Source organism: Curtobacterium luteum (assembly GCF_014646995.1).
In the GTDB taxonomy this organism is placed as follows: Bacteria; Actinomycetota; Actinomycetes; order Actinomycetales; family Microbacteriaceae; genus Curtobacterium; species Curtobacterium luteum.
Genome location: NZ_BMOI01000005.1, coordinates 57,250 through 72,619, shown reverse-complemented (window position 1 = coordinate 72,619; position 15,370 = coordinate 57,250). Strand labels below are relative to the sequence as shown.

The window sequence follows — 15,370 nt, the reverse complement described above, 5'->3', positions numbered from 1 at the left end:
TCGCCTCTGCTGTGGGTCACCAGGACCCGGGGGTGGCCCCTGCGGGCACGGTCTCGGGCCGGTCGACCTGCGACCGCACCTCGACCACGGTGTGCTCACGGGCTGCCGTCGACACGGCCTCCATCACCTCGAGCACGTGGAACGCGAGCTCGCCGTCGGCCCGGTGCGGCCGGTCGGTGGCGATCGCGTGCGCCATGTCGGCGAGCCCGTAGCCGCGGCCGGCGTCGGCGTACCCGGCGCTCACGGGCAGCTCGCGCCACTCGCGGTCGTCGGCGGTCGCGATCGACACCGGGTCGGAGAACCGGTTCGGGTCCGGGACGCCGAGCGTGCCCGCGGTGCCGTACACCTCGAACAGCGGTGCCCGGGTCGCCCAGACCTCGAACGACACCGTGACCGTCGAGACGACCCCGTTCGCGTGTTCGAGGACCGCCACCACGTGCGTGTCGATGTCCACCCGGAGCGGGGTGCCCGCGGCGGGACCGGTCGCGATGGTGCGTTCGCGGTCGGAGCGGGTCGAGGCACCGCTCACGCGGACGACCGGGCCGAAGAACTGCACGAGGCTCGTCAGGTAGTACGGCCCCATGTCGAGCAGCGGGCCGCCGCCGGGCTGGTAGTAGAACGCGGGGGCCGGGTGCCAGAGTTCGTGGCCGGGCGCGGACCACGACACCGCGGCGCCGACCGGGCTCCCGATCAGCCCGTCGTCGAGGGCGGCGCGGGCGGTCTGGATGCCCGTCCCGAGCACCGTGTCGGGGGCGCTCCCGACCCGCAGGCCGGACCGTCGAGCGAGGTCGAGCACCGGCCGGGCCTCGGCCGTCGACATCGCGAGCGGCTTCTCGCCGTAGACGTGCTTGCCGGCCTCGAGCGCCCGGGTGGCGACCTCGGCGTGCGCGGCCGGGATCGTCAGGTTGAGCACGACGTCGACGTCGTCGGCGGCCAGGAGGTCGTCGACCGACGATCCACGGACGCCCTGCGTCTCGCCGACGGACTGCGCGCGGGCGACGTCGATGTCCGCGACCGCGGTGAGCTCGAGTCCGGGCAGCGCCGGGAAGTGCTCGAAGTACTGCTGGCTGATGACGCCGACGCCGACGACACCGACCTTCAACGGGCTGCCCACAGGAGTCCCCTCTCGATGATCGTGCGGAGTGGCTGCGACTCGACGACCTCGAGCCGGTGTCCGGGGGCGGAGACGAACACGCGTCCCTCGCCCCACTGCCGGGTCCAGATCGCCGGCGCCGTGACCGGTCGGTTCCAGGCGTCGAAGTCCCGCGCCTCCTGCGTGGTGGTCGCCAGGACGTCGTTGTACTCGTCGGAGAGCACCCAGTACTGCTCGGTCACGAGGTCGAAGTCCTCGATGCCCTGCGTGATCGGGTGCTCGTGCCCCGCCTCGGTGATGTGCACCGTGTACGGGATGTAGTTGTCCGACTGCTCGCCGGTGCGCTCGGACGGGTGCTTGCCCGCGTGGTGCGCGAACTGCCCACCGATCATGTGGAGGTAGTCGGCGGTGTTCCGGAACGCGTCCGCGATCCCGCCGTGCCACCCGGCGAGGCCCGCCCCGCCGAGGACGGCCTTCTGGAGCCCGGCGAACTCCTCGTCCGCGATCGTCGACATCGTCACGATCTGCACGATGAGGTCGAGGTCCGCCATCACGGCGTCGTCGGCGTACACCGCGGTCGACTCCGACACCTGCACGTCGAAGCCGTTGTCCCGCAGGAACGGGATGAACAGGTCGGTGGTCTCGACCGGCATGTGCCCGTCCCACCCACCACGCACCACCAGTGCGCGACGCGCCGCGGCCATCAGATCACCGTCCAGGCGCTGCCGTCGGCCGCGCTGCGCTCGACCGCGTCGAGGACCCGCTGCACGTGCAGGCCCTCCTCGAAGGACGGGGACGGGTCCTCGCCCGCGACGATCGCCTGCACGAAGTCCTTCACCTCGTGACTGAAGGTGTGCTCGTAGCCGATGAGGTGCCCGGTCGGCCACCAGGCCGCCATGTAGGGGTGCTCGGGCTCGGTCACGATGATCCGCTGGAAGCCCTGCTCCCCCGCCGGGGCCGTCGCGTCGTAGAACCGCAGTTCGTTCATCGACTCGAGGTCGAACTGGATCGCGCCGTCGGACCCGCTGATCTCGAGCGTGAGGCCGTTCTTCCGGCCGGTCGCGTAGCGCGTGGCCTCGAACGTGCCGATCGCCCCGTCGGCAGCGCCGCCGGCGAGCCGCGCGGTGAAGAACGCGGCGTCGTCGACCGTGACCTGCCCGCGTTCGGAGGAGGCGGTGCCCGACAGTCCGACCCCCTCGGCCATGAGCGGGCGCTCGGTCACGAAGGTCTCGAGCGTGCCGGACACCGTGGCGAGCGACGCTCCCGTGACGTGCTCCACGAGGTCGATCGCGTGCGCGCCGATGTCACCGAGCGAGCCGGAGCCCGCGAGCGACTTGTCGAGTCGCCAGGTCATCGGTCCCTCGGGGTCTGCCAACCAGTCCTGCAGGTAGAGCGCGCGGACCTGCCGGACGGTGCCGAGCCTCCCGGCCTCCACCAGCTGCTTCGCGAACGCGATGGCGGGCACGCGACGGTAGCTGAAGCCGACCATCGAGCGGACGCCCGACGCCCGCGCAGCGGCGGCGGCCGCGGTCATCGCCTCGGCCTCCGCGACCGAGTTCGCGAGGGGCTTCTCGCACAGCACGTGCTTGCCGGCCTCGAGCGCGGCGATCGCGACCTCGACGTGCGAGGAGCCGGGCGAGCAGATGTCGACCACGTCGATGTCGGGGTCCGTCACAGCCGCACGCCAGTCGGTCGACGCGGTCTGCCAGCCGTACTGCCGACGCGACGCCTCGGTCCGTTCGGCGTCACGCCCGACGACCACCGTCATCTCGGTCTCGACCCCGAGGTCGAAGAACCTCGGGGCGGTCCGCCACCCCTGCGAGTGGGCGGCTCCCATGAAACCGTGGCCCACCATCGCCACTCGAAGTCGGTCCGATGCCATTCGTTCGCTCCTTTGCGATCACGTCTTGCCAGAGTCAACACTACCGCTTATGTTGGGCGCGGCAACATTTTGTTTCGACGACGAACGGTGATCCACCATGGCAACGACGCCCACCCGCGACGACAAGTTCTCCTTCGGTCTCTGGACCATCGGCTACAACGGGTCCGACCCGTTCGGTGGCCCCACCCGTCCCGCGCTGGACGTGGTCGAGGCGGTCGAGAAGCTCGACGAGATCGGCGCCTACGGCCTGACCTTCCACGACGACGACCTGTTCGCGTTCGGCTCGACCGACGCCGAGCGCCAGGCGCAGATCGACCGCCTCAAGGGCGCCCTCGACTCCACCGGCATCATCGTGCCGATGGTCACGACGAACCTGTTCTCGGCGCCGGTCTTCAAGGACGGCGGGTTCACCTCGAACGACCGCCAGGTGCGCCGCTTCGCGCTCCGCAAGGTGCTCCGCAACATCGACCTCGCCGCCGAGCTCGGCGCGAAGACCTTCGTCATGTGGGGCGGCCGCGAGGGCTCCGAGTACGACTCCGCGAAGGACGTGCAGGCCGCGCTCGAGCGCTACCGCGAGGCCGTGAACCTGCTCGCCCAGTACGTCACCGACAAGGGCTACGACATCCGCTTCGCCATCGAGCCGAAGCCGAACGAGCCCCGCGGCGACATCCTCCTGCCGACCCTCGGCCACGCGATCGCCTTCACCGAGACGCTCGAGCGCCCCGAACTCTTCGGCATCAACCCCGAGGTCGGCCACGAGCAGATGGCCGGGCTCAACTTCACGGCCGGCATCGCCCAGGCACTCTACCAGGGCAAGCTCTTCCACATCGACCTCAACGGCCAGCGCGGCATCAAGTACGACCAGGACCTCGTGTTCGGGCACGGCGACCTGCAGAACGCCTTCTCGCTCGTCGACCTGCTCGAGCACGGCGCCCCGCAGGGTGGCCAGGCGTACGACGGACCCCGCCACTTCGACTACAAGCCGAGCCGCACCGAGGACATCACGGGCGTCTGGGACTCCGCGAAGGCCAACATGCGCATGTACCTCCTCCTCAAGGAGCGCGCCGAGGCCTTCCGCGCCGACCCCGAGGTGCAGGAGGCCCTGTCCGCCGCCAAGGTCGACGAGCTGAGCACCCCGACGCTGAACGCGGGCGAGTCGTACGACGACTTCCTCGCCGACCGCTCGGCGTTCGAGGACTTCGACGCCGACGCGTACTTCGGCGGCAAGGGCTTCGGCTTCGTGCGCCTGCAGCAGCTGGCGATCGAGCACCTCATGGGCGCTCGGTGACCTTCGTCGCCGGGGTCGACTCGTCGACCCAGTCCTGCAAGGTGACCATCCGTGACGCCGACTCCGGCGCGGTCGTCCGGGAGGGGCGCGCGTCCCACCCGGACGGCACGTCGGTCGACCCCCGCCACTGGTGGGACGCGCTCGGCGCCGCGATCGCGGACGCCGGCGGGTTCGACGACGTCGCGGCCGTCGCGGTCGCCGGGCAGCAACACGGCATGGTCGCGCTCGACGCGGACGGTCACGTGGTGCGCGACGCGCTCCTGTGGAACGACGTGCGCAGCGCGGACGCGGCCGCGCAGATGGTCGAGGAACTCGGCCGGGAGGCATGGGTCGCCCGGACGGGTCTGGTCCCGGTGGCCTCGTTCACCGGTACCAAGCTGCGGTGGCTCCGCGACGCGGAGCCCGAGAACGCCGCGCGGGTCGCCGCCGTGGCGCTTCCCCACGACTGGCTGTCGTGGCGGCTGCGCGGGTTCGGTCCGGCGGACGAGAGCCCGCTCGGCCCCGACCTCGACGCCCTCGCGACCGACGGCTCCGACGCCAGCGGTACGGCGTACTGGGACCCGGTGCGCCGGGAGTACGACGGCGAGCTGTTCGAGGCCGCCCTCGGGCGTGGGCTGCGGGTCGCCGGCGGCGGAGCGAGCACGGACGGCGCCGTCGTGGTGCCGCGGGTCGTCGCGCCGGACGAGGCCATGGGCACGCTCGACGGCGACGTCGAGCTGCCCGGCGGTGCGGTCGCACGCGCCGGGCTGATCGTGGGCGCCGGACTCGGCGACAACGCCGGGGCAGCGCTCGGCCTCGGACTCGGCCCCGGAGACGTCGCGGTGTCCCTCGGCACCAGCGGCACCGTCTTCGGGGTCACCGACACCGAGGTGACGGACCCGAGCGGGACCGTGGCGGGCTTCGCCGACGGGACCGGGTCGCGCCTCCCGATCGTCACGACGCTCAACGCGGCGCGCGTGCTCGAGGTGATCGGCGGCCTCCTCGGCGTCGACCACGACGCGCTCGGCGAGCTGGCGCTGCAGGCGCCGGCGGGAGCCGACGGCCTCGTCCTCGTGCCGTACTTCGTCGGCGAGCGGACGCCCAACCGGCCGGACGCGACCGCCTCACTCGTTGGGATGACCCCCGCGACGACCGACCGGGCGCACCTCGCCCGCGCCGCCGTCGAGGGGATGCTCTGCGCACTCACGGACGGCCTGGCCGCCGTCGAGCGGACCGGTGTCGCGGTGAGCCGCCTCCTGCTCATCGGCGGTGCGGCGCGGAACGAGGCCGTCCGGGCCGTCGCCGCGCAGGTGTTCGGGCGTGACGTCGAACTGCCGGAGCCCGGGGAGTACGTCGCCGCGGGCGCTGCCCGGCAGGCCGCGTGGGCCCTCTCCGGTTCGCTGCCGTCGTGGAGCATCGCGACGACGACGATCCCCGCGGACCCGCACCCCGAGGTGCTCGAGCGGTACCGGGCCGCGGCGGCCTGACCTGCCGCTCACCCGTGACGGCCCCGTCCGACCCTCTGGTCGGGCGGGGCCGTCGGCGTCTCTCAGCCGACGGTGGCGAAGAGAACCACGGCGAGCACGAGCGAGCACAAGGCGATCGCCACCCGCAGCACCCCGTGCGGCACGCGCTGCGCGATCGTCGGCCCGATGAGCCCGCCGACGACCGCTCCCGCACCGAGCGCCAGTGCGGCGGACCACACCACGTGTCCCGAGACGGCGAAGACCACGGCCGGCAGGAGGTCGGCGGCGACCAGCAGGACGTTCTTCACCGCGTTCGCCCGTGGCAGGCTCGGTTCGCCGGTGAGCAGCAGCACGGCGATCATGAGCACGCCGGACCCCGCCCCGAAGTACCCGTTGTAGAGCCCGACCCCGGCGACGCTCGGCAGGACGACGCCCGGCTGGGCGCGAGCACCTCGTCGGCGACGGTCGAGGAGCGGCTGCGCGAGGACGAGCACCCCGCCCGCGAGCACCAGGAACGGGACGATCCGGTCGAACAGGGACGCCGGGGTGACGACCAGCAGCACGGCGCCGCACAGGGACGCCCCGACCGTGAGGGGCATCCAGCGACGGATCGTGACCGGTCGGTCGCGCAGCACCGTCCGGGCGCGGAACGCCGAGCTCGCGCCGCTGCCGATCAGCGCGACGGAGTTCGTGACGTTCGCCGCGAAGGGCGGCAGGCCGACGGCGAGGAGGGCGGGGTACGCCACGAGGGACGTGATGCCGCCGGCCGTGCCGACGATGCCCGCGACCAAGCCGGCGACGACGAGGACCCCGATCGTCAGCACGCCTCATGCTGACACGGAGCGCCCGTCGGTGTCAGGCGGAGCGGTCGGCCTCGTAGACGGACATGAGCATCGCCGCTGCGAGTCGGGCCGTCCGTGCGGGCTGCGCGGACCGCTGGACGGCGGAATCCACACGGGCACCTTCGACGAGGAGCAGGATCGCCTGGGCGACGTGCGCCGGGAGCCCGGCCCGCGAGCAGACCTGGGTGAGGTGCTGCTCGACCTGCCGGAAGTGCTCGCGCGACAGCTCGGCGATCGCCGGGTCCTGCCGACCGAGCTCGGCGTGGTGGTTGATGAACGCGCAGCCGCGCCAGTCGTCCTCGGCGAAGCACTGCTCGAGGTACCCGAACACCCCGAGCACCTCGTCGCGGGGGTCGTCGGACTCCGCCGCGATCCGGTCGAGCGCCGCATTCCACGCCCCGTGCCACCGCTGCAGCACCGCGACGACGAGGTCGTGCCGGGTCGGGTACACCGCCACGAGCTCGTCGAGGGACACACCCGCTCGCCGTGCGACGTCCTCCATGGCCACCGGGACGATGCCGTGCTCGGTGAACAGGGCATCGGCGGCCTCGACCGCAGTGTGCTCGGTCGGGGTCGCCGGGCGTGCCGGGGTCAGGGTGGGAGTCGTCATGCGCTCTGTCTGGTCAGCCGTTGAAGAAGTCGGCGTAGGTCGGTTCTTGAACAGGGCCGTCGTGGCCGTTCACCCGCGCGACGACCATCGCCCGCAGCACGGCGGGGTGCGTCATGCCGCGGCGGTGCCACTCGCGGGGGTCGCGGCGGAGTTCCTCGAGGGACGGACGACCGTGCAGCGGGGTGCTCACGCGCCGAGGCCGATCACGACGGCGGCCGATGCGGCCACGGAGACCGAGAGGATCCCGGTGCTGATCGCGACGATGGCGAGCGTGCGCTGCCGACGTGCCGCGCGGACCTCGCTGAACGAGCTCCGGTGGTGACGTCCGGAGAAGGACACGGACTGGTGTGCGTTCTTCGGTCCGACCAGGAGGTCGGTGTCGGCGATCGTGGTCACGGCTGGTTCCTCGGGTCTTCCTCGGGTGGTGGCCCCGGTGGTTCCGGTGGCTCTCTCGACCATGACGGTACGAAGCGCCGGATCGTCACGCACCGTCCCCGGACATCGTCGTCGCAAGTCGGATGTCCGGCCGCCCCACGGCGTCACTCCGCGGACATCCGGGGCCGATCGTGCCGGGCTCAGTCGTGGTCGTCGTACCGGTACGGACCCGTCCAGCCGGACCAGCAGACGACCCCTGCACGCGAGCCGAGGTCCGCCTGCACACGTCCTGCGGTCCGGAGCCCGAGGGCCCGCGTCGCCGCGTCACCGAAGGGCAGACCGACGCGCTCCGTCAGGGCGCGCCAGTGAACGATCGCCTTGGCGGTCCCCTCGCGCGCGCCGGCCGCACGCGCGGAGCGCACCTCGCGGACGCCGTGGTGCAGGACCTCGACGTCGGTCCCCCGATGCCCGCTCGGCACGACGACAACTGGGCCCCACTCGGCCACCGCGTCCATCCCGCCACCAGGGCCGCACCAGACGTGGACGTCGTCGCCGAGCTCGAGCTGGACCCGGGCCGCCAGCTCGAACGCTTCGACCCGGTGCGCGTCCCAGAGCTCGGGCGGCGTCGGGTCCGGAGCGACGGCCGGGTCGCGGCGGTCGTCGAACACGTGGCTCGACAGCTGCTCGAAGCGGTCGTTCCACGCGCGGAGGTCGTTCCGCAGGGCGGCGCTGACCCCGAGCGCCGGAGGATCGTCGACGTCCGATCGGCCCACTTCGGATCCCCCGCGGAACCACAGGGGCGAGTCGGCCAGGTACTCGGCCGCCACGAGGACGATCATGCCCACCACGGGCTCAGCGTACGGCGTCCGCTCCGCTCGCCGGGTACGGGGCCGGCTCGTCGGAGAGCAGCTTCGCGAGCAGACCGGCGAGCAGACCGTGCTCGCGCTCGGTGAGCGGCGCGAAGAGCTCGGCGAGGACACCCTCGGTGACGCGGGTCCCCGCCTCGAGCGCAGCGCGGCCGTCCTCGGTGAGGGCGTGCTCGATCCGACGCCCCACCCCGGGTCGCCTGGTGATGAGTCCGCGGTCGACCAACCGGCCCGCCAGTGCGCCGAACGCCTGGTCGCTCTGAAAGGTCGCGAGGGCCAGGTCGTGCCCCGAGGCGTGGGGCATCCGGTCCACGGCGCGCAGCGCGTCCCACTGCACGAGGGTCACGCCCACCTGCTCCTTCAGGGCCTGCTCCGCCGCGCGGTGGTTGCGGTACTGCGCGCGCTTCAGGGTGAGGCCGAGTGCTGCCAGGTCGATCGCCATGGTGTTACGGTATCAACATCAGTAGATAAACATGTTGATACGGGAGGCACCATGACCACGACCAGCACCGGCATCACACAGGACCGCACCGCACTCGTGCTCCACGGCGGCGGTGGCCCGAGGACCGTCGCGCCGCTCGTCGCCCACCTCGCGTCCGCGTTCCGCGTGGTCGCACCGACGCACCCGGGTTGGGACGGCACGGAGCGTCCCGCGGCGATCGCCTCGATCCACGCCCTCGCGGTCGCGTACCTGAAACAGCTGCGCGAGGACGGCGAGCAGGACGTGGTGCTGGTCGGCTCGTCCATCGGCGGCTGGATCGCGCTCGAGATGGCGATCACCGCCGCGTCCGAGGAGCGCTTCGCCGGCATCGTCGGCGCCGTGGTCGACATCGACGGCGTGGGGGCCGTGGTCGACGGAGCGCCGATCGCGGACTTCTTCTCGCTCAGCCCCCGCCAGCTGGCGGAGGCCGCCTGGCACGACCCCGATCGCGGGTACGTCGACCCAATGTCGCTCACCGACGAGCAGCGCGCCGTCCAACAGTCGAACGGCGCGACGATGGCGGTCGTCGCCGGCCGGTCCATGAGCGAACCCGACCTCCTGGCACGCCTGGGTCACCTCGACGTGCCGGTGCTCGTGGTGTTCGGGGAGAGCGACCGGATCGTGACGCCGGAGTACGGGCGTGCCGTGGCGGCGGCGATCCCGGCGGCGGAGTTCGTGGTCGTGCCGGGGGCGGGGCACCTGCCGCACCTCGAGGCCCCTGATGCGACGTGGGCGCGGATCGACCCGTTCCTCGCCCGCCACTGACAGCACGCGACCGACCGGACGCCACCGACCGGACGCGACCGCGACCGCGACCGCGACCGCGACGACGGTCCATCGCGCATCCCGACCGGTCCACCCCCGGACTGGGGGCGTCCTCGCCTGGCCGTTTCCGGCGCTCAGCGGACAGACGGGCCGCCGCCGGGCAGGCTGCACCGGAACCCCCATGACCGAACGCACCCCCACCCGAGTCCAGGTCGCGTCGCAGAGCGACGACCTCGAGGTCGCGCGCGACTTCCTCGCGGAGGCGTACGCGGGCAACGAGTGGCAGGCCGACCGGACGGACGCACCGTTCCGCTTCGGGTTCCGGGCCGTCGGCGACGACTCGATGACCCTCCGTTCGATCCGGTTCGACGGGCACCTCTCGGGCGTGATGACGCCGTCGGACGACTTCGTGGTGCAGTGGACCACCCGGGGCCGGGCGACGATCACGGCACAGGACGACGACCCGATCGTGATGGAACCGGGCCGCCCGCAGCTGTGGCCGCAGGGCGGTGCGGCGTTCGACTACCGCGACTACGACCAGCGGCTCGTGCAGGTGAACCGGGCGGCGCTGCAGGAGGTGGCCGGGGAGCGCGGGACCGCGCCGGACGCACTCGCGCTCGACCACCGGGTCCGCCCGGACGACCGCGCGCTGCAGGTGTGGCAGAACGCGGCCAGGCTCATCTCGCACACGGTCGGGGACGGCAAGGCCTCCCCGCTGCTGCAGGCGGAGATGGGCCGGCTCGGGGCGCTCGCGCTGCTCGAGCTCTACCCGGTGGTGTCGAAGACCCTGCCGGACGAGCTGCTCCTCCCCCGCAACGCCCACCTGCGGCGGGCGGTCGAGTACGTGCACGAGCACTGCCACCTGCCGATCACGAGCACCGACCTGGCACGCGTGGCGTCGCTGAGCCTCCGGGCGCTGCAGCACGCCTTCCAGCGGACCTTCGACTGCTCCCCGAACTCGTACATCCGCCGGGTGCGGCTCGACCGGGTGCGGGACGACCTGCTCGCGGGCGATCCGGCGTCGACGAGCATCGCCGAGGTGGCGAAGCACTGGGGGTTCGGCCACGCCGGACGCTTCTCGGCCTCGTACCTGCAGCAGCACGGCGAGTACCCGCGCGAGACCCTCCGGCGCGCGGCCTGACCGCCGCTCGACGGGAGACGCCCCGGACCACGAAGCAGCGTGGTCCGGGGCGTCGCGTAGCGCGCCGTCAGGCGACGCCGGCGGTCACCGTCCGCCGGTCCGTCGGCAGCACCTCGCGGACCGGCCCGGTGACGCGCACGACCGCGCGCTCGGTGGCGGACCCCGGCAGCGACGCCGGACCGGCACCGCGACCGACCGCGACGATCCCGTCCGTGTGCACCGCGCCTCCAGGCCGGGACGCCGCGGCGTGCGACGCGACCCACACCTGGACGTCCCCCGGCTCCACGACCCGACGCAGCGCCCGGTCGGAGAACGCGAACCGCTGGACCGGCACGTCGAACCGGACCCGCACGGACGCCCCTGCCGGCACGGTCACGCGCGCGTAGCCGAGCAGCTGCACGAGCGGCCGGGTGACCGACGCGGCGACGTCGTGCCCGTAGAGCTGCACGACGTCCTCGCCGTCGCGGTCGCCGGTGTTCCGGACGGTCACGCACGCGGTGAAGGAGCCGCCGGTCGGGACGCTGTCGTCGACGGTCAGGTCCTCGTACGCGAACGTCGTGTAGCCGAGCCCGAACCCGAACGGTCGGACGGGCGTGGAGTCCGCCGAGGTCACGTCGGAGGGGCCGCCCAACCGCGGGTGCAGGTACGTGTACGGCTGCGCGCCGGCGGCCCTCGGCAGGGACACGGGCAGGCGACCGGACGGTGCCGTGACGCCGATGAGCAGGTCGGCGATCGCGAGACCGCCACCCTCTCCCGGGAAGAACGCCTGCACGACGGCCGCGGGCAGCGGCCCCTCGCCGTCGAGCGCCCACCCGAGCGCGTACGGCCGTCCGGTGAGGAGCACCACCACGGTCGGGGTGCCGGTGGCGACGACCGCCTCGACGAGCTCGCGCTGCACGCCGGGCAGGTCGAGCGAGTCGGTGTCGTTGCCCTCCCCGACGGTGCCGCGTCCGAAGAGCCCGGCCTGGTCGCCGACCACGACCACCGCGACGTCCGATGCCCGTGCGGCGGCGACCGCGTCGGCGATGCCGCTCCGGTCGTCGCCGGTCACCGCGCAGCCCCCGGCGAACCGGACGGCGGCATGCCCGAGGGCGTCGGCGAGTGCCTCGCGGACGGTCGGGATCGCGAAGCCGAGCGGCAGGTCCGGGTGCGCGGCGAGCACGTGGTTCGCGAACGAGTAGCACCCTTGCAGGGCCTCGGCTCGGTCGGCGTTCGGGCCGATGACCGCCACCGAGGACCCCGCACGGATCGGCAGGACGGGCACGCCGGACGCCCCGCCGTCGACCGCAGCGCGGTCAGCCGCCACGACGGTTGCACCGCCGACCGCAGCGGCCGCACCGCCCGCCGCGCCGCCGCCCGCCTCGTTCCGCAGCAGCACGAGCGACCGGGCGGCGAGCTGCCGCGCGAGCGCCTGGTGCCGCGGCGTGTCGAGGTCGATCCCGGTGGGGGCGTCGTCCTCGAACACGTTCGGGTCGAGCAGCCCGAGGCGCTCCTTCTGCCGGAGCACCCGGAGCACCGCACGGTCGACGAGGGCCTCGTCGACGGCACCCGACCGGACGCGCTCGACGAGCGGTGCCAGGTAGGCGTCGCCGGTCGGCAGCTCGACGTCGATGCCCGCGGCGAGCGCGAGTGCCGCGGCCTCGCCCCGGTCGGCCGCGACGCCGTGCATGACCTCGAGGAAGGCGACCGAGAAGTAGTCCGCGACGACCGTGCCGTCGAAGCCGAGCCGGTCGCGCAGCAGACCGGTCAGGAGCTCCGGGTCCGCGGCGACGGGGACCCCGTCCACCTCGGCGTAGGAGTTCATCACCGACCGAGCGCCGCCGTCGCGCAGCGCCATCTCGAACGGCGGCAGGAAGACGTCGGCGACCTCGCGGGGGCCGGCGTGCACGGGCGCGTGGTTCCGCCCTGCCTGCGACGCGGAGTACCCGAGGAAGTGCTTCAGGGTCGCGTCGACCCCGGCCGACTGCAGCCCGCGCACGTACGCGGTCCCGACCGTCCCGACGAGGTACGGGTCCTCGCCGATGCACTCGTCGACCCGCCCCCAGCGCGGGTCGCGGATGACGTCGAGCACGGGCGCGAGGCCCTGGTGCACGCCGAGTCGGCGCATCGAGTCGCCGATGGCGGCACCGACCTGCTCGACGAGGTCCGGGTCGAAGGCGGCGCCCCACGCGAGCGGTGTCGGGAAGGTGGCCGCCTTCCACGCGGCGAGCCCGGTGAGGCACTCCTCGTGCACCAGCGCGGGGATCCCGAGGCGGGTCTCGCGCTTGAGGCGGCGCTGTTCGGCCCAGAGCCACGCGGCACGCTCGTCGGGTTCGACCGGCCGGGTGCCGTAGACGCGGGTGAACTGCCCGATGCCGTGCCGGGTGATGTCCGCCAGCGTGGTGCCGTCCTGCGCCGCCGCCATCTCGCCCTGCATGGGCGCGACGACGCCGTTCTGGTCGAGCCAGTAGCCGACGAGCTGCGCCGTCTTCTCCTCGAGCGTCATCGCGGCGAACAGGGCGGTCACGCGGTCCGTCGCGGCCGCGTCCGGCAGGTGGGGGCGTTCGGCCTGGAGGCGCGGTGCGGACCCGCCCCGCGCCTCCGGGCCGTCGTCGGTCACGGTGGCGACGGACGTGGTCGACGCGGGGCGCGCCTCCTGGCCGTCCGTCGCCGCCTCGCCGTCGGTCGCCTCCGTCGTCGGGCCGAGGGCGCTCACCCCTTCACCGCCCCGGTGAGGCCGCCGACGATGCGCTTCTGGAAGACCGCGAAGAACGCCAGCGCCGGGATCATCGACAGCGAGGTGAACGCGAGCACGCGTGCCGTGTCGACCGAGTACTGCGAGGCGAACGCCTGGACGCCGAGCGGGAGCGTGTAGGTGGACGCGTCGTTGAGGATGAACAGCGGCAGGAGGTAGCTGTTCCAGCTGCCGATGAACGCGAGGATGCCGACCGTCACGACGCCGGGCAGCGACAGCGGGACGACCATGCGGAAGAAGAACCCCAGACGGCTGGCCCCGTCGATCGCGGCCGCCTCCTCGAGCTCGTCCGGGATCGCACGGAGGAACGGCACGAGGATGATGACCGTCGTCGGCAGCGCGAAGGCGATCTGCGGCAGGATGACGCCGGCGAGGTTGTTCGTGAGGCCGAGGTCCTTCACGAGGATGTAGAGCGGCGTGATCGCGACGGTGATCGGGAACATGAGGCCGGCGGCGAACAGGGAGTACAGCGCGCCGCTCCCGCGGAACCGGTAGCGGGCGAGGACGAAGCTCACCATGAGCCCGAGCACGACGACGCCGACCGTGGTGGTGACACCGGCGATCACGGAGTTGCCGAGCTGCTGCCAGAACACGCCGCTCGTCAGCACGGTGACGTAGTTGCCGATCTGCCACGGGTTCGGCAGGCCGGCGGGACTCGCCGTGATCTGCGAGTTGGTGCGGAACCCGCCGAGCACGATGTACGCGACCGGACCGACGCACACCGCGATGAACAGCAGCGCGATGAAGTACGTGCCGAGGTTGCGCTCACGCCGGACGGGACCGGTGTCCCGCTGACGGCGCTTCGGCGCGACGAGGGAGGCGGTGGCGGTCATCGGTCGCCCTTCCCGGTGAGGGCGCCGGCGGTGTCGCGACGCAGGACGAACCGCTGGTAGACGAGGGCGACGACCAGCGAGATGAGGAAGATGACCACGGCGACGGCGTTGCCGTACCCGTAGTTGCCGGACAGTCGGCCGTTCGCGACCATGTAGGTCGCCATCGTCGAGGTGCCGGCGGTGGAGGCGATGTACTGCCCCCAGATGATGTAGACGAGGTCGAACAGCTGGAGCGACCCGATGATCGACAGGAACGCCCAGATGCGCAGGGTCGGGCCGAGCAGCGGCAGCGTGATGCGGCGCTGGATCTGCCAGTAGCTCGCACCGTCGAGCTGGGCGGCCTCGAACAGCTCCTCGGGGATGCTCTGCAGGCCGGCGAGGAAGAGGATCACCGCGAAGCCGATGTACTTCCACGAGATGATCCCGAGCAGGGTCCAGAGCGCGATGTCGGGGTTCGACAGCCAGTCGTTCCGCAGGGCACCGAGGCCGATGGACTGCAGCAGGTCGTTCACCGCACCGCTCGACTGGAGCATCAGGCTCCACCCGGTGCCGACGATCACCTCGGAGATCACGTAGGGCAGGAAGATCAGGACCCGGATGAGTCCGCGACCCCGGATGCGCTGGTTGAGCAGCAGTGCGAGGACGATCGCGATCGGGCCCTGCACGACGAGCGACCCGATGACGATGAACAGGTTGTGCCAGAGGACACCACGGAAGTCGGGGTCGGTGAAGATGACCGTGTAGTTCTGCAGGCCGACGAAGTCGACCGGGGCGCCGTAGCCCTGCCACCTGTAGAAGCCGTAGTAGGCGGCGAGCACGACTGGCAGGATGACGAACCCGACGAACATGATGACCGCGGGGCCCGCGAGGACGGCGATCTCGACCCGGGTTCGGACGTCGGTGCCCTTGCGGGCCCGGCGGGTCGGGGCCGACGGCGAACCGTCGGCCCCACCCGTGCGACGCCCCGTCCCGGACCGCGCCTCGTTCGAGCGCGGTGCGACGGAGGTGGTCATGT

16 protein-coding genes are annotated in these 15,370 nt (G+C 72.6%); 4 read left to right on the top strand and 12 right to left on the bottom strand.

What is annotated here, in order from left to right:
* Positions 1–16 precede the first annotated feature (16 nt).
* Genes IEY20_RS07255 through IEY20_RS07245 form a run of 3 tightly spaced genes read right to left on the bottom strand, consistent with a single transcriptional unit; the run spans position 17 to position 2,975 of the window.
* The gene (locus IEY20_RS07255; RefSeq protein WP_175327690.1) at positions 17–1,114 is read right to left on the bottom strand and encodes a Gfo/Idh/MocA family protein; all 1,098 of its coding nucleotides are present in this window, start codon (positions 1,112–1,114) and stop codon (positions 17–19) included.
* Positions 1,099–1,797 carry a ThuA domain-containing protein gene (locus IEY20_RS07250; RefSeq protein ID WP_175327689.1) on the bottom strand — a complete coding sequence of 233 codons (699 nt, stop codon included), beginning with the start codon at positions 1,795–1,797 and terminating at the stop codon, positions 1,099–1,101. Before IEY20_RS07250 ends, IEY20_RS07255 begins: the two co-directional genes overlap by 16 nt.
* Positions 1,797–2,975: a Gfo/Idh/MocA family protein gene (locus IEY20_RS07245; RefSeq protein WP_175327688.1), complete on the bottom strand. Its 1,179-nt coding sequence runs from the start codon at positions 2,973–2,975 to the stop codon at positions 1,797–1,799. The genes IEY20_RS07250 and IEY20_RS07245 overlap by 1 nt, the downstream gene beginning before the upstream one ends.
* A gap of 97 nt (positions 2,976–3,072) precedes the next feature.
* On the opposite strand from IEY20_RS07245, the gene xylA reads away from it, so the two are divergent.
* Complete coding sequence (gene xylA / locus IEY20_RS07240) at positions 3,073–4,263, top strand: xylose isomerase (protein WP_022903069.1); 1,191 nt, start codon at positions 3,073–3,075, stop codon at positions 4,261–4,263.
* Positions 4,260–5,729 (top strand): xylulokinase, encoded by a 1,470-nt coding sequence (xylB, locus tag IEY20_RS07235; protein ID WP_175327687.1) that lies wholly within the window; start codon positions 4,260–4,262, stop codon positions 5,727–5,729. The genes xylA and xylB overlap by 4 nt, the downstream gene beginning before the upstream one ends.
* A 62-nt stretch (positions 5,730–5,791) precedes the next feature.
* Here the strand turns inward: xylB and IEY20_RS07230 are convergent, their stop codons facing one another.
* From IEY20_RS07230 to IEY20_RS07205, 6 genes are all read right to left on the bottom strand, one after another.
* On the bottom strand, positions 5,792–6,532 hold the full coding sequence (locus IEY20_RS07230) for a sulfite exporter TauE/SafE family protein (RefSeq protein ID WP_175327686.1): 741 nt from the start codon (positions 6,530–6,532) through the stop codon (positions 5,792–5,794).
* A 31-nt stretch (positions 6,533–6,563) separates the two neighbouring features.
* On the bottom strand, positions 6,564–7,160 hold the full coding sequence (locus IEY20_RS07225) for a TetR/AcrR family transcriptional regulator (protein WP_188889009.1): 597 nt from the start codon (positions 7,158–7,160) through the stop codon (positions 6,564–6,566).
* Positions 7,161–7,173: 13 nt separating this feature from the next.
* Positions 7,174–7,350, bottom strand: coding sequence for a hypothetical protein (locus IEY20_RS07220; protein ID WP_022903073.1), 177 nt, complete (start codon positions 7,348–7,350; stop codon positions 7,174–7,176).
* Positions 7,347–7,556 (bottom strand): hypothetical protein, encoded by a 210-nt coding sequence (locus IEY20_RS07215; RefSeq protein ID WP_022903074.1) that lies wholly within the window; start codon positions 7,554–7,556, stop codon positions 7,347–7,349. The genes IEY20_RS07220 and IEY20_RS07215 overlap by 4 nt, the downstream gene beginning before the upstream one ends.
* A 179-nt stretch (positions 7,557–7,735) precedes the next feature.
* Complete coding sequence (locus IEY20_RS07210; RefSeq protein ID WP_504739298.1) at positions 7,736–8,374, bottom strand: immunity protein CdiI family protein; 639 nt, start codon at positions 8,372–8,374, stop codon at positions 7,736–7,738.
* Positions 8,375–8,387: 13 nt separating this feature from the next.
* Positions 8,388–8,843 (bottom strand): MarR family winged helix-turn-helix transcriptional regulator, encoded by a 456-nt coding sequence (locus tag IEY20_RS07205; protein WP_175327682.1) that lies wholly within the window; start codon positions 8,841–8,843, stop codon positions 8,388–8,390.
* A gap of 51 nt (positions 8,844–8,894) precedes the next feature.
* Between IEY20_RS07205 and IEY20_RS07200 the strand changes: the two genes are divergently transcribed.
* On the top strand, positions 8,895–9,647 hold the full coding sequence (locus tag IEY20_RS07200; protein ID WP_175327681.1) for an alpha/beta fold hydrolase: 753 nt from the start codon (positions 8,895–8,897) through the stop codon (positions 9,645–9,647).
* A 181-nt stretch (positions 9,648–9,828) separates the two neighbouring features.
* Positions 9,829–10,788 (top strand): AraC family transcriptional regulator, encoded by a 960-nt coding sequence (locus IEY20_RS07195; RefSeq protein ID WP_188889006.1) that lies wholly within the window; start codon positions 9,829–9,831, stop codon positions 10,786–10,788.
* Positions 10,789–10,855: 67 nt separating this feature from the next.
* Here the strand turns inward: IEY20_RS07195 and IEY20_RS07190 are convergent, their stop codons facing one another.
* The 3 genes from IEY20_RS07190 to IEY20_RS07180 all read right to left on the bottom strand — a co-directional run bounded on the left by IEY20_RS07190 (position 10,856) and on the right by IEY20_RS07180 (position 15,368).
* Positions 10,856–13,273 carry a beta-glucosidase family protein gene (locus IEY20_RS07190; protein WP_175327697.1) on the bottom strand — a complete coding sequence of 806 codons (2,418 nt, stop codon included), beginning with the start codon at positions 13,271–13,273 and terminating at the stop codon, positions 10,856–10,858.
* Positions 13,274–13,479: 206 nt separating this feature from the next.
* Positions 13,480–14,355, bottom strand: a complete 876-nt coding sequence (locus IEY20_RS07185; RefSeq protein ID WP_022903066.1) for a carbohydrate ABC transporter permease — start codon at positions 14,353–14,355, stop codon at positions 13,480–13,482.
* The gene (locus tag IEY20_RS07180) at positions 14,352–15,368 is read right to left on the bottom strand and encodes a carbohydrate ABC transporter permease (RefSeq protein WP_022903065.1); all 1,017 of its coding nucleotides are present in this window, start codon (positions 15,366–15,368) and stop codon (positions 14,352–14,354) included. Before IEY20_RS07180 ends, IEY20_RS07185 begins: the two co-directional genes overlap by 4 nt.
* Between the last annotated feature and the right edge of the window lie 2 nt (positions 15,369–15,370).

Bases quoted from the DNA above. Each gene is read 5' to 3' on its own strand.
- IEY20_RS07245 (WP_175327688.1), bottom strand. From the start codon at position 2,975: ATGGCATCGGACCGACTTCGAGTGGCGATGGTGGGCCACGGTTTCATG.
- IEY20_RS07195 (WP_188889006.1), top strand. From the start codon at position 9,829: ATGACCGAACGCACCCCCACCCGAGTCCAGGTCGCGTCGCAGAGCGAC.
- IEY20_RS07180 (WP_022903065.1), bottom strand. From the start codon at position 15,368: ATGACCACCTCCGTCGCACCGCGCTCGAACGAGGCGCGGTCCGGGACG.
- IEY20_RS07225 (WP_188889009.1), bottom strand. From the start codon at position 7,160: ATGACGACTCCCACCCTGACCCCGGCACGCCCGGCGACCCCGACCGAG.
- IEY20_RS07205 (WP_175327682.1), bottom strand. From the start codon at position 8,843: ATGGCGATCGACCTGGCAGCACTCGGCCTCACCCTGAAGCGCGCGCAG.
- IEY20_RS07185 (WP_022903066.1), bottom strand. From the start codon at position 14,355: ATGACCGCCACCGCCTCCCTCGTCGCGCCGAAGCGCCGTCAGCGGGAC.
- IEY20_RS07200 (WP_175327681.1), top strand. From the start codon at position 8,895: ATGACCACGACCAGCACCGGCATCACACAGGACCGCACCGCACTCGTG.
- IEY20_RS07210 (WP_504739298.1), bottom strand. From the start codon at position 8,374: ATGATCGTCCTCGTGGCGGCCGAGTACCTGGCCGACTCGCCCCTGTGG.
- xylA (WP_022903069.1), top strand. From the start codon at position 3,073: ATGGCAACGACGCCCACCCGCGACGACAAGTTCTCCTTCGGTCTCTGG.
- IEY20_RS07250 (WP_175327689.1), bottom strand. From the start codon at position 1,797: ATGGCCGCGGCGCGTCGCGCACTGGTGGTGCGTGGTGGGTGGGACGGG.
- IEY20_RS07190 (WP_175327697.1), bottom strand. From the start codon at position 13,273: ATGACGCTCGAGGAGAAGACGGCGCAGCTCGTCGGCTACTGGCTCGAC.